At 74.8% G+C, this 12,454-nt stretch carries 12 protein-coding genes; 9 read left to right on the forward strand and 3 right to left on the reverse strand.

Annotation, left to right across the window (positions count from 1 at the left end):
• Positions 1 to 305 precede the first annotated feature (305 nt).
• The 4 genes from AMK29_RS09875 (at position 306) to AMK29_RS09890 (ending at position 3,950) form a co-directional block, all read left to right on the forward strand.
• On the forward strand, positions 306 to 1,685 hold the full coding sequence (locus AMK29_RS09875) for an MFS transporter (RefSeq protein WP_073810521.1): 1,380 nt from the start codon (positions 306 to 308) through the stop codon (positions 1,683 to 1,685).
• Between the two features lie 75 nt (positions 1,686 to 1,760).
• A complete protein-coding gene (locus AMK29_RS09880; protein WP_073810523.1) occupies positions 1,761 to 2,240 on the forward strand; it encodes a DUF2771 domain-containing protein in 480 nt (159 codons plus the stop codon).
• A 7-nt stretch (positions 2,241 to 2,247) separates the two neighbouring features.
• The gene (locus tag AMK29_RS09885) at positions 2,248 to 3,099 is read left to right on the forward strand and encodes a futalosine hydrolase (RefSeq protein ID WP_073810525.1); all 852 of its coding nucleotides are present in this window, start codon (positions 2,248 to 2,250) and stop codon (positions 3,097 to 3,099) included.
• Positions 3,096 to 3,950, forward strand: coding sequence for a 1,4-dihydroxy-6-naphthoate synthase (locus AMK29_RS09890; protein ID WP_198942204.1), 855 nt, complete (start codon positions 3,096 to 3,098; stop codon positions 3,948 to 3,950). Before AMK29_RS09885 ends, AMK29_RS09890 begins: the two co-directional genes overlap by 4 nt.
• Before the next feature lie 16 nt (positions 3,951 to 3,966).
• Here AMK29_RS09890 and AMK29_RS37600 read toward each other — a convergent pair whose 3' ends face one another.
• Entirely contained in the window at positions 3,967 to 4,350 is a 384-nt protein-coding gene (locus tag AMK29_RS37600; protein ID WP_073810527.1) for a cold-shock protein, read from the reverse strand.
• Positions 4,351 to 4,491: 141 nt separating this feature from the next.
• On the opposite strand from AMK29_RS37600, the gene AMK29_RS09900 reads away from it, so the two are divergent.
• A complete protein-coding gene (locus AMK29_RS09900) occupies positions 4,492 to 4,770 on the forward strand; it encodes a hypothetical protein (protein ID WP_198942205.1) in 279 nt (92 codons plus the stop codon).
• On the opposite strand, the gene AMK29_RS09905 is transcribed toward AMK29_RS09900, so the two are convergent.
• Positions 4,758 to 5,390: an HAD family hydrolase gene (locus AMK29_RS09905; protein WP_398851689.1), complete on the reverse strand. Its 633-nt coding sequence runs from the start codon at positions 5,388 to 5,390 to the stop codon at positions 4,758 to 4,760. The two genes, AMK29_RS09900 and AMK29_RS09905, sit on opposite strands and share 13 nt — an antisense overlap.
• Positions 5,391 to 5,564: 174 nt before the next feature.
• Between AMK29_RS09905 and AMK29_RS09910 the strand changes: the two genes are divergently transcribed.
• The 3 genes from AMK29_RS09910 to AMK29_RS09920 are packed head-to-tail and all read left to right on the forward strand — an operon-like array spanning position 5,565 to position 8,430.
• Entirely contained in the window at positions 5,565 to 6,569 is a 1,005-nt protein-coding gene (locus AMK29_RS09910) for a FecCD family ABC transporter permease (protein WP_073810533.1), read from the forward strand.
• Complete coding sequence (locus AMK29_RS09915) at positions 6,566 to 7,618, forward strand: FecCD family ABC transporter permease (RefSeq protein WP_073810535.1); 1,053 nt, start codon at positions 6,566 to 6,568, stop codon at positions 7,616 to 7,618. The genes AMK29_RS09910 and AMK29_RS09915 overlap by 4 nt, the downstream gene beginning before the upstream one ends.
• Positions 7,615 to 8,430: an ABC transporter ATP-binding protein gene (locus AMK29_RS09920; protein ID WP_073810537.1), complete on the forward strand. Its 816-nt coding sequence runs from the start codon at positions 7,615 to 7,617 to the stop codon at positions 8,428 to 8,430. The genes AMK29_RS09915 and AMK29_RS09920 overlap by 4 nt, the downstream gene beginning before the upstream one ends.
• Before the next feature lie 506 nt (positions 8,431 to 8,936).
• Here AMK29_RS09920 and AMK29_RS09925 read toward each other — a convergent pair.
• Complete coding sequence (locus tag AMK29_RS09925) at positions 8,937 to 9,836, reverse strand: hypothetical protein (protein WP_073810539.1); 900 nt, start codon at positions 9,834 to 9,836, stop codon at positions 8,937 to 8,939.
• A gap of 72 nt (positions 9,837 to 9,908) precedes the next feature.
• Here AMK29_RS09925 and AMK29_RS09930 point away from each other — a divergent pair, with 72 nt between their 5' ends.
• Positions 9,909 to 12,452 (forward strand): helicase C-terminal domain-containing protein, encoded by a 2,544-nt coding sequence (locus AMK29_RS09930; protein WP_079196812.1) that lies wholly within the window; start codon positions 9,909 to 9,911, stop codon positions 12,450 to 12,452.
• The last annotated feature ends 2 nt before the right edge of the window (positions 12,453 to 12,454 follow it).

The following is a 12,454-nucleotide window of genomic DNA, read 5'->3' on the forward strand; positions in this document are numbered from 1 at the left end:
TGGGCCGCATCGACGTCCGCGCACCCGACGTGTCTCGCGTGTCTCGGGCACACCTATCGTCATCCATTCTGCGGGATGCCGAAGAGGCGCGCGGCCGAGAGCTTCCGCCGGTGACGCGCTACGCACGCTACCCCGTTCGCGGGCCTCAGCCCACATGGCCGCCCCAAGTGGCCCGGATCATGGATGGCCGGAGGGTGTTCCCGGGGGTGTCCGGGGGTGTCCGGCGGGGTCCGTGGGACGGTCCGTCGGTGGCCCGTCCGCCGTGCCACGGTTCGTCCGGGCTGCCGGTGGGGCACTATGACGGAGTGGCAGCCGCACGGTCTTCCGCACGATCCGAAGATCATGCCGGACCGCTCCGCCGAGCGGGCCGGTCGGTCGGTCGTGCCCTGCACCTGCCGTTCACGGGCACGGCGCGGGGCATCAGGAAGGCCACGCACGCGCACGGCGCGGGTGAGTCGGGGCTCGGGAAGCTGATCGAGCTGCACGCGGTGAACGGCGCCGGTGACGTCATGATCACCGTCGCCCTGGCGTCCACGGTCTTCTTCTCGGTGCCGACGGACGAGGCGCGGGGGCGCGTGGCCCTCTACCTCGCCATCACGATGGCTCCCTTCACGCTTCTCGCCCCGGTGATCGGTCCGCTCCTGGACCGCATCCCGCACGGGCGGCGGGCGGCGATGGCGGGCGCGATGCTGACCCGCGCGGTCCTCGCGATCATGATGTCGACGGTGGTCGCCACGGGGGGCATCGAGCTGTATCCGGCGGCGCTGGGGGTCCTGGTGGCCTCGAAGGCGTACGGGGTGGTGCGCAGCGCGGTCGTGCCGAGGCTGCTCCCACCGACGTTCTCGCTGGTCAAGGCGAACTCCCGGGTGACCCTCGCAGGGCTGCTCGCGACGGGGATCGCCGCGCCGATCGGGGCGGGGCTGCAGATGGTGGGGCCCGGCTGGCCCCTGTACGGGGCGTGCGCGCTGTTCCTGCTCGGGGCGTTCTGGGCGCTGCGGATGCCGCCGAAGGTGGACTCGGCGAAGGGCGAGCGGCGGGCGCACCTGCTGACGCACGGCGAGCGGAAGCCGAGTCTGCGGACGGTGGGGCCCTCGGTCCTCCACGGTCTGGAGGCGAACGCGTCGCAGCGCATGCTGTCGGGCTTCCTGATCTTCTTCCTGGCGTTCCTGCTGCGGGAGCATCCGTTGTCGGGGCAGAGCGCCGCCGTCTCGCTGGGGATCGTGGGTGTGGCGGCGGGCGTGGGCAACGCGTGCGGTACGGCGGTCGGCTCGCTGCTCCGGGAGCGCGGCCACGGCCCGGAAGTGATCATCGCCACGATGGTCACCGTGGTCTGCGGTACGGCGGTCTGTGCGGCGGTGTTCTTCGGCGGGGTGATGGTGGCGGTCCTGGGGGCGGTCGCGGGGCTGACGCAGGCCCTGTCGAAGCTGTCGCTTGACGCGCTGATCCAGCGGGACGTGCCGGAGGTGGTGCGGACCTCGGCGTTCGCGCGTTCCGAGACGGCCCTGCAGATGGCGTGGGTGGTGGGCGGCGGGATCGGCATCGCGCTGCCGCTGAACGGGACGCTGGGCATGTCCGTGGCGGCCGGTTTCCTGGCCCTGGGGGCGCTCCTCTCGGTCCGTGGCCTGCTCGCCGAGGCCCGGCGCCGCCCGGGGTCGAAGGACCGGTCGAAGGCCCGGGTGGCGTAGGCGCGTCCCGGACCGGAGGGCGGCACGCCGTACCCCCGCGTGGCGCGGGCGCGGCGGCCCGATAGCCTTCGGCTCATGACCGTTGCGTTCTTCTCCGGCTCGCGCCGCCGGGCCGCCGTCGCCCTCGGGGCCGTCTCCGCCGGGCTCCTCGTTCTCTCCGCCTGCGACAAGCCGACTCCGCTCGCGACCCTGACGGTCGGGACCGACTCGGTCCACTCCGAGGCCGCCTGCTACAACGACGGCGACGCCATCAAGGAGTCGCAGATCCAGCAGTGCCTCAACAAGAAGGCCGAGAAGTCCATCACCGTGGCGATGGACGACAAGATCCGCTTCGGGGTCGACCCCGAGATCGCGGACAACGGCTGGACGATCTTCCTCGGCGGCCAGCAGGCCGAACCCGAGCCGTACAAGAAGACGTACCGGACCATTCCGGCCAGCGCCTTCTTCTCCAGCCAGACCGGCGAGGCCACCGACAAGACCCAGGTGACCATCGTCGAGAACACCGGCAAGAAGCTGACCGGTGTCTGGCACTTCCAGCTGAAGAAGGACTCCTGATCCTCCGGTGCCCCACCGGATCCTGATCGTGACGGCCGTGGCGGCGGAGGCGGACTCCGTCACCGCCGGCCTCGGCCTCGGCGGCCCGGAGTCCGTGCCGCTGCCGGGGGGCCTCGTGCTGCGCCGTCACACGGGCCCTCGCCCGTCGGCGTGTGTCGACGTCCTGGTCGGCGGGGTGGGTCCCGCCGCCGTGGCCGCGTCGACCGCGACCGCTCTGGCGTACGCGTCGCTGACCGGCGCCGGGAGCCACTCCGGGACCGGCGCCGGAGGTCACTCCGCCACCGGGACCGGCTCAGGGACCGCAGCCGATGCCGCGCCGGGAGCCGCCGGGCCCCGTTCCGGCGGTCCCTATGACCTGATCGTCTCCGCCGGGATCGCCGGCGGATTCCCCTCCCGCGCGCCGGTCGGTTCCGTCGTCGTCTCCGCGTCGATCGTCGCCGCCGACCTCGGTGCCGAGACCCCCGACGGGTACCTCGCCGTGGAGGAGCTCGGTTTCGGGCGGTCCGCGCATCCCGTGCCGGACGCCCTGACCTCCCGTATCGCCGCCGTCCTGGGCGCCGGGGGCCTGCCGCACACCGTCGGGCCCGTGCTCACCGTCTCGACCGTCACCGGGACCGCCGGCCGTGCCGCCGCCCTCGCGGAGCGCCGTCCGGGGGCCGCGGCCGAGGCCATGGAGGGGTTCGGCGTCGCCGAGGCCGCCGCCGCGTACGGGGTGCCCGTCGTCGAGATCCGGGCCGTGTCGAACGCCGTCGGGCCCCGTGACCGGGCCGCCTGGCGCATCGGCGAGGCCCTGGAAGCGCTGGGGCAGGCCTTCGGGCTGCTCGGCAAGACCGTCTTCGTGGAGCTGGAGCCGTCGTGACCAAGCTGAAGATCGCCTACTCGCCCTGTCCGAACGACACGTTCGTCTTCGACGCCTGGGCCCACGGCCGCGTCCCCGGCGCCCCGCGCCTCGACGTGACCTTCGCCGACATCGACGTCACCAACGGCTGGGCGGAGAGCGGGACCGACACGCACGACGTCCTGAAGGTGTCGTACGCGGTGCTGCCGTGGATCCTCGACGAGTACGCGCTGCTGCCCTGCGGCGGCGCCCTGGGGCGGGGCTGCGGGCCGCTCGTCCTGACGCGCGACGCCGGGACCGGCGCCGATCTCGCCGGGAAGACGGTCGCGGTGCCGAGCGAGCGTTCGACCGCGTACCTGCTGTTCCGGCTGTGGGCGGCGGAGACCGTGCCCGGCGGGGTCGGGGACGTCGTCGTGATGCCGTTCCACGAGATCATGCCCGCCGTGCGCGACGGGAAGGTCGACGCGGGGCTCGTCATCCACGAGGCCCGGTTCACGTACCAGAACTACGGTCTGCACTGCCTCGCCGACATGGGCGAGCACTGGGAGTCCACGACCGGGCTGCCGATCCCGCTCGGCGCGATCGTCGCCCGCCGCTCGCTCGGAGCCGAGACCCTGGAGCGGCTCGCCGCGTCCGCCCGTGCCTCGGTACGGATGGCCTGGGACGACCCGTCCGTGTCACGGCCGTACGTCCTGGAGCACGCGCAGGAGATGGACCCGAGGGTGGCCGACCAGCACATCGGTCTCTACGTCAACGAGTTCACGGCCGACCTCGGCGAGCACGGCTACGCGGCGGTCCGGGGGCTGCTCACCCGCGCCGCGGCCGAGGGACTCGTACCGCCCCTCGGCCCGGACGCGCTGTCGTTCCCGTGACCGGGACCGACGGTCCCTACACGTCGAGCTGGTCGGCGACCGCGCGGAGCAGGCCGGCGATCTTCTTGCCCTGGGTCTTCTCCGGGTAGCGGCCACGCTCCAGCATGGGCGTGATGTTCTCCAGGAGCGTCGTCAGGTCCTGCACGATGGACGCCAGTTCGTCGGGCTTACGGCGCTGCGCCGCGGCGACGGACGGCGTCGGGTCGAGGATGGCGACGGACAGCGCCTGGTCGCCGCGCTGGCCGGCGACGACACCGAACTCCACCCGCTGACCGGGCTTCAGTGCGTCGACTCCGGCAGGGAGCACCGACGAGTGGACGAAGACGTCGCCGCCGTCGTCACGGGAGAGAAAGCCGAAGCCCTTCTCACTGTTGAACCATTTGACCTTGCCGGTAGGCACGTCTGTCCTCGTCCTCGTCCTCGTCGATGGGGATAGCAAACAGCGGGTCGACCGACCCGCCGGCACCAAGGCTAATGGTCCGGAGGCCGGTGACAAGACGTCGCCGATGTGTTCCTGTGGCCTGGGAACTACCCTGGCCGGATGCGTAGTGAAACCCCCGCCGCACCGGTGAACGACAGCGCTCCGGGTGACGGCCTCGTCAAGGCCGGTGTCGTCGTGTTCGCCGTCGGCGCCCTGGCGACGCTGGTCACCGTGGCTCCGCTGTTCCTCGGCACCGATCCGTTCCCCACCGTCGCGTACTGCGTGTCGATGCTGATGGGCGTCGGTTTCGCGCTGGCCGCCGCCGGGGTGCTGCGGTCGATCGCCGCCCAGCGGCGCCAGGCGCGGGGCGGACCGGCCACGCCGGTTCAGGCCAGGTAGCCCTCCCACCAGCGGCGGAAGTCCGTCAGGTCCGCCAGGACCACGTCCGCGCCCGCCTCCTTGAGCTCCTCGGGGGCGCAGGGGCCGGTGGCGACGGCCACCGAGAGGGCGCCGGCCTTGGCCGCGCCGCGGACGTCGCCGACGTGGTCGCCCACGTACACCTGGGCGCCGTGGGCGCGCAGGGCCTCCGCCTTGCCCTCGGCCCACAGGCCGCCGGCGACCGCGTCCGGCGTGATGTCGAGGTGCGCGAGGTGCAGCTCGGCGTGCGGGCCGTTCTTCGCGGTGACGACGATCGTCCGGCCGCCCGCCTCGCGGACGGCCTCGATGGCGTCCCGGGCGCCCGGCATCGGGTGCGAGGGCTCGATGGCGTACGTGGGGTAGAGCGCCCGGTAGCGGGCCGTCATCTCGGTGACGTGCTCCTCGGGGAACCAGTACGCCATCTCGTGTTCGAGGGGCGGGCCGAGGCGGGTCACGACGAGGTCCGCGTCGATCGTGGCGCCGGTCTCGGCGGCGAAGGCCTCCCAGGCCGCCTTGATGCCGGGGCGGGTGTCGATCAGCGTCAGGTCGAGGTCGAAGCCGACGGTGAGCGGGGACGCGGGGGCGGCGGGCGTGGTCGTCATGGGCCCCATTCTGGGGGACCTCCGGCCCCCGGGTGGGCGAATGTCGGTGCTGCTTACACTGAGCCGAGCCTCACCCAGCCAGCCGTACCCGGCCGGGTCCGACCCCGGGCCGAGCCTCCCCGGAACCGGCCCGACCGCACCCCGCACCGCCGACGCACCACCCGATGGGTCCTGATGCCAGCCGCTTTCCGTACCAGACGGGTCCTCGCGACCTCGGCGGCTCTCGTCGCCCTGCTCCTCGCCGTCCTCCTCAGTCTCGCCGTCGGCGCCCGTGCCGTCGCCCCGTCCACGGTCCTCGACGCGCTGCTGCACGGCGGGACGAGTCCCGACGCCGAGGTCGTACGGCAGCTCCGCGTCCCCCGGACCCTGATCGGGCTGATGGTCGGCGCCGCGCTCGCCCTCGCCGGCACCGCGCTCCAGGGCATCACCCGCAATCCGATCGCCGACCCCGGCATCCTCGGCATCAGCCAGGGCTCCTCCGTCGGCGTCGTCCTCGCCATCGCCTTCTTCGGGGTGCACACCCTCACCGGGTACGTGTGGTTCGCGTTCGCGGGCGCCGCGGTCGCCGCGGTCGCCGTCCACGCCATCGCCTCCAGCGGACGCGGCGGGGCCACGCCCGTGAAGCTGGCGCTCGGCGGGGCCGCGATCAACGCGCTGCTGCTGTCCGTCACCACCGGCGTCCTCACCACGAGGGCCTCGGCCCTCGACGAGTTCCGGTTCTGGCAGATCGGCTCGCTCGACGGGCGGGACGCCCAGCTCGTCGGCCAGATCTGGCCCTTCCTGCTGCTCGGCGCGGTCCTCGTGGTGTCCGTGGCGCGCGGCCTCGACGCGCTCGCGCTCGGCGAGGACGTCGCCAAGGGCCTCGGGCAGCGGGTCGCGACCGTGCGGATCGTCGGCGGGGTCGGCGCGACGGTCCTCACCGGGGCGGCCGTGGCCGCCGCCGGGCCTGTCGCCTTCGTCGGTCTCGCCGTCCCGCACATCGCGCGGGCCGTCGTCGGCTCCGACCACCGCTGGGTGCTGCCGATGGCCGCCGTCATCGGGCCCGTGATGCTGCTCGTGGCCGATGTCGCCGGGCGGATCGTGTTCCCGCCGGGCGAGGTGCCGGCCGGGGTGATGACCGCGCTCATCGGCGTTCCGTTCCTGGTCACGCTGGTACGGCGGAAGGCGGTGCCCGCGTGAGCGCCGTCGCTACGCGCCCCGCCGGGTACGGGCTCGTCCGGGCCCGCGGAGCGTCCTTCCTCGTCCACCGGCGGTCCGCCCTCGTCGCCGTGGGCCTGCTGCTGCTCCTGGCCGTGTCCTGCGTTGCGTACCTCTGCGTCGGCGAACGGTTCGTCGAACCCTCCGAGGTCCTCCGGATCCTGCTCGGGGAGGCGTCGCCGTCGGCGTTCGTCGTGGAGGAGCTGCGCGAGCCCCGGCTCGTCGTCGCCCTCGCCGTCGGCGCCGCGTTCGGTGTCGCCGGAGCCCTCATCCAGACCGTCGCCCGCAACCCGCTCGCCAGCCCCGACATCATCGGCATCAGCCAGGGCGCCGGGGCCGTCACCGTCGCCGCGATGACCTTCGGCCTCACCTCGTACACCGTCCTGCCGTACCTCTCCGTCGCCGGTGGGGTGCTGGCCGCCGCGCTCGTGTACGCCTTCGCCTGGCGCGGCGGGCTGCACGCCACCCGCTTCGTCCTCATCGGCATCGGCTTCGCGATCGCCCTGCGGTCCCTCACCACCCTCTTCATGACCAAGGGCGACTACCTCGTCGCCCAGCAGGCCCAGATCTGGATGACGGGCTCCCTCAACGGGCGCGGCTGGGACGAGTCCGCGCCCATCCGCTGGACGCTGCTCCTGCTGCTGCCCGCCGTGCTGTGGGCCGCCCGCGCGCAGCGGGCCGTCTCCCTCGACGACGACACGGCGACCGGGCTCGGCGTGCGGCTCGGGCGGGTCCGGCTCGGGCTCGTCGCCGTCGGCGTCGTCCTCGCGTCCGTGGCGACGGGCGTCGCGGGGCCCGTCGACTTCGTGGCGCTCCTCGCCCCGCAGATCGCCCGCCGGATGACGCGGACGGCGCAGATCCCGCTGTTCTGCTCGGCGCTCACCGGTGCCGCGATCGTCGTCCTCGCCGACCTGCTCGGGCGGCGGCTCCTCTCCCCCGTCGAACTGCCGGTCGGGGTCCTCACGGCGGCGATCGGCGCCCCGTATCTGATCTGGCTCATCGTCCGGAGCCGTACGGAAGGCAAGGCATGACGAGCAGGCTGACCGCGCGCGAGCTGACGCTCGCCTACGAGGACCGCACCGTCGTCCACGGGCTGGACCTCGCCGTCCCCGACGGGCAGGTGACCGTGATCGTCGGTCCCAACGCCTGCGGCAAGTCCACCACCCTGCGGGCCCTCGGGCGGCTCCTCAGGCCGGCGGGCGGCGCGGTCCTCCTCGACGGCGAGGAACTGGCGAAGCTGCCGACGAAGCGGATCGCCCGGTCCATCGGGCTGCTGCCGCAGACGCCCGTCGCGCCGGAGGCGATCACCGTCGCCGACCTCGTGTCGCGGGGCCGCCAGCCGCACCAGGCCTGGTGGAAGCAGTGGTCGGAGGAGGACGAGCGGGCCGTCGCCGACGCGATGGCCCGGACGGACGTGACCGCGCTCGCCGACCGGTCCGTCGACGCGCTCTCGGGCGGTCAGCGGCAGCGGGTCTGGATCGCGATGGCGCTGGCGCAGGAGACGGACCTGCTGCTCCTCGACGAGCCGACGACCTATCTCGACATCGCGCACCAGGTGGAGGTGCTCGACCTGGTGCGCCGCCTCAACCGGCTGCGCGGCCGTACGGTCGTCCTCGTCCTCCACGACCTGAACCAGGCGGCGCGGTACGCCGACCATCTGATCGCGATGAAGGCGGGGCGGGTGGTCGCGGAGGGCCCGCCGGGGGAGATCGTCACGGAGTCGCTGGTACGCGACGTCTTCGGCCTGCGCTCGATGGTGGTCCCGGACCCTGTGACGGGGTCCCCCCTGGTGGTCCCGGGCGCCCCCTGGCACGCGGACACGCCTAGCCCGTCGGGGGGCTGAGGGGGGCGCCTGGGCCGCCGGACGCCCCGTGTGGTGGTCCGGCCCCCGGTCGTCGCCCCGCGCGGAGCCGGGCCCCGGTCGCGCCGCGTGACCCGGGCCCCCGCCGCTCGTGCGGGCCGGGTCCCCGGTCGGCCGGTGTGAGCCGGGCCGCCACCGCCTCGCGCGGGCCGGGCCGCCCGCCCCCCGCCGTGTGGGCAATCGTCCCGCAGGGCGGGACGGGTGGGCACACGGGACGGCGCTCTTTGCGGGCGCCTCCGCCCCTGGTGCCCTGACCCGCACCACACAGTCCGGCGCGCACCGGGTGCGGGTACAGGCCTGGAAGCCTAGGCCCGGCACGGGGCGCCGTTCCGTTGTGCCCACCCGTTCCGCCCTGGGGCCCCCGGACGGAGTCTGGGGGAGGAACGAATGCCCACAACGGCGGGGGCGGGGGGCGGGTGTGCCCCGTGGGAGGCGCGCCCGTGACGTCGCGGCAGGACCCCGCGCCCCTCGCGATGAGGTGAGGCCATTCAGTGGCGGCGGGCGCGCCACAGGAGGTACAGGGCCGAGGCGATGGCCGCGCCTCTGAGCGTCCAGGGCCAGGTTTCCGAGATCGCCGTGCCCATCGCCTCACCGCCCGCCGTGACCGGCTCCCCCCAGCGGCCCTCGACGCGGCCCCAGAGCCAGACCACGCCCGACGCGGCCGCGAGGCCCGGGATGACGAGGACGGCGGTCTTGACCTCGCCGGGGGTCAGCCGGCGGGAGGCGTACGCGATGAGCCAGCCCCCGGCGAGGGCGGGCAACGAGCTGAAGGCGGCGCCGCCGAGCAGCAGGAGCGCGGCGAGGAGGACGAAGGGGCTCGCGAGGCGGAAGCGGGGGGACGCCGCTGTCCCCTCGGTCTCCGGCTCGGCGACCGGGGCCGGGGCCTGGTCGCCGTCCCCGGCGCGGCGGCGGAGGAGGACACGCGCGAGCCGCCGGCGGCGGCGCGTGCCCGGCGTCGGCTCCGTCTCCAGCTTCTCCTCCGGCTCGGCGGGAGGGGCCGGTGGTTCGAAGAGGTCCGGGCGTTCCAGGCCGCCGACGAAGCCCCCCAGGCCCTCGGTCGGGTCAGGAGCGACGGGGGCGGTCAGGGCGTCGGACCGCCACCAGTCGACGGCCTCCGTCTCGGGTTCCGCGCGCGGCTTCGGCACGGGTGGCGCCGCGCCCGGGCCGCCCGCCCGTTCCACGACCTCGTCCGGTGAGCCGAGCGCGCCGAGGATCCCGCGTACCGCCGTCGGGCTCTCCTCGTCGTACGTGGCGCGCTGCCGTTCGATCTCGTCCCGGAGCGTCGACACCAGCCGGCTCCGGTCGTCCGGTGGCAGCCGGCGCTGCTCGGCCAGCTCGCCGACCCGGCTCAGATAGTCGTCGACCAGGTGGTCGCTCTCGATCCCCACGGTGCCCCTCCACGGCCGGTTCGCCCGGTACGGCCCGACGTTAGCGCCTGGACAGCGGCTAACGTGGTGCGGATGGGGATCGGTGAGCTCGACCGGGAGGCGCATGTGCCCGAGGTAACTGGCGCCGCCGCGGCGCCCCGCACACTCGCGGAGGCGCTGCGCGCACGGGGTGACGAGGGGCTCGCCGCGCTGCTGCGGGCCCGGCCGGACCTGCTGAGTCCCGTGCCGAACGACCTGACGCAGCTGGCGACCCGCGCCGGTACGCGGGGTTCGGTGGTGCGGGCGCTGGAGCGGCTCGACCGGTTCGCGCTCCAGACGGCGGAGGCGCTGGCGGTGGGCCCGGACCCGACGCCGTATCCCGTGCTCCTGGCGCTGTTGACCGGCGACGAGGGGGATCCGGGGATCGAGGCGGCGCTGCCGGGTGCGGTGGCGCTGCTGCGCGAGCAGGCGCTCGTGTGGGGCGAGGACGACCGCCTGCGGCTGGTGCGGACGGCGCGGGAGCTGCTGGCGCCGTCGGCGCAGCATCCGTCGCCGACGGGTCTCGGGCCGACGGTCGCGGAGGCGACGTCGGGGATGTCGCCGGGGCGGGTGCAGGAGATCATCGCGGCGGCGGGGCTGCCGGCGACGCACGATCCGGTGTCGGCGGTGGCGGCGCTCACGGAGCTGTTCACGGACCGGGCGCGGATGGGGGCGTTGCTGGATTCGGCGTCCCCGGAGGCGCTGGCGGTCCTGGACCGGCTGGTGTGGGGTCCGCCGTACGGCGAGGTGACGGCGAATCCGGCGCCGCCGGTGCGCTGGCTGCGTGACCGGGGCATGCTGCTGCCGGTGTCGGCCCGGACGATGGTGCTGCCGCGTGAGGTGGCGCTGCATCTGCGGGGCGGGCGGGCGCACCGGGCGCCGGAGCCGGTGCCGCCGGAGCTGGGGGTGTCGCGCGAGTACCGTCCACAGGTGGTGGACAGCGCGGCCGCCGGGCAGGCGCACGTGGCGCTCGCGACGGTCGAGGAGCTGCTGAAGTCGTGGGACCGGGGCGGTCCGCAGGTGCTGCGGGCGGGGGGTCTCGCGGTGCGGGACCTGAAGCGGACGGCGGCGGCGCTGGACGTGACGGAGGAGACGGCCGCGTTCTGGCTGGAGCTCTGTTACGGGGCGGGGCTGCTGGCCTCGGACGGGGAGGCGGACGAGCGGTACGCGCCGACGCCCGCCTACGACCACTGGCTGGATCTGCCGCCGGCCGAGCGGTGGGCGCTGCTCGTCACGCCGTGGCTGTCGGCGACCCGTACGCCGGGTCTGGTCGGCGGGCAGGACACGAAGGGCCGGACGCTGGCCGCGCTGGGCCCGGATCTGGACCGGGCTCCCGCGCCGGAGGTCCGGCATCGGGTGCTGGCGCTCCTGGCGACGCTCGCGCCGGGCTCGGCGGCCGATCCGGAGACGTTGTTCGCCCGTCTGCGCTGGGAGCGGCCGTTGCGGGGTGCGGCGCAGGCCGCCTCCGAGGGCGACGGCGCGGGGGTGCCGGATCTGCGGTCGCGGCTGGCGCGGTGGACGCTCGCGGAGGCGGAGCTGCTCGGGCTGACGGGCCGGGGCGCCCTGTCGGGTCCCGCGCGGGCGCTGCTGAACCTGCCGCTGGCCGAGGCGGCGGAGGCCACCGCGCCGGGCGGTGGGGTCGAGCTGTCGGTGGCGGCGGAGCGGGCGGCGACGCTGCTGGCGCCGCTGCTGCCGGAGGCCGTCGACCACGTCCTGTTGCAGGCGGATCTGACGGCGGTGGCGCCGGGGCCGCTGCGGCGCCCGCTGGGGGACGCGCTCGCGGTGCTCGCGGACGTGGAGTCGAAGGGTGGCGCGACGGTCTACCGGTTCACGCCCGGTTCGGTGCGGCGGGCGCTGGACTCCGGCCTGACGGCGTCGGACCTGCACGAGTTCCTGAAGGCGCATTCGCGTACGCCGGTGCCGCAGCCGCTCGCGTACCTCGTCGACGACGTGGCGAGACGGCACGGGCATCTGCGGGTGGGGGCGGCGTCCGCGTACGTGCGCTGCGACGACGACACGGTCCTCGGCGAGATCCTCGCGGACCGGCGGTCGGCGTCGCTGGGGCTGCGGAGGCTCGCGCCGACGGTCCTGGCCGCGCAGACGGATCCGGCGTCGCTGCTCGACGGGCTGCGGTCGATGGGGTACGCGCCGGCCGCGGAGTCCGCGGAGGGCGACGTCCTGGTGACCCGCGCCGACGCGTACCGCACGCCCGCGCGTACGGCTCCGGTGCCGGTGCCCGACGGGCCGCCCGCTCCCGACAGGACGCTGCTGGGCGCGGCGGTCCGGGCGATCCGGGCGGGTGACCGGGCGGCGACGGTGGTGCGGAAGGAGCCGGCGGCCGTTCCGTCGGCGGCGGGGGCGCTCCCGCGCACGTCCGCGGCGGAGACCCTCGCGACCGTGCAGGCGGCGGCGATGACGGGCTCCGCGGTGTGGATCGGCTACGTCAACGCGGACGGCGCGGCGAGCCAGCGGGTCATCGCCCCGGTCCGCGTGGAGGGCGGCTTCGTGACGGGCTACGACCACACGGCGGACGAGGTCCGCACGTATCCGCTGCACCGCATCACGGGCGTCGCGGAGCTGGCGGACGACCAGGTGTGACG

The sequence above is a fragment of the Streptomyces sp. CB02261 genome (assembly GCF_001905665.1).
Lineage (GTDB): Bacteria > Actinomycetota > Actinomycetes > Streptomycetales > Streptomycetaceae > Streptomyces.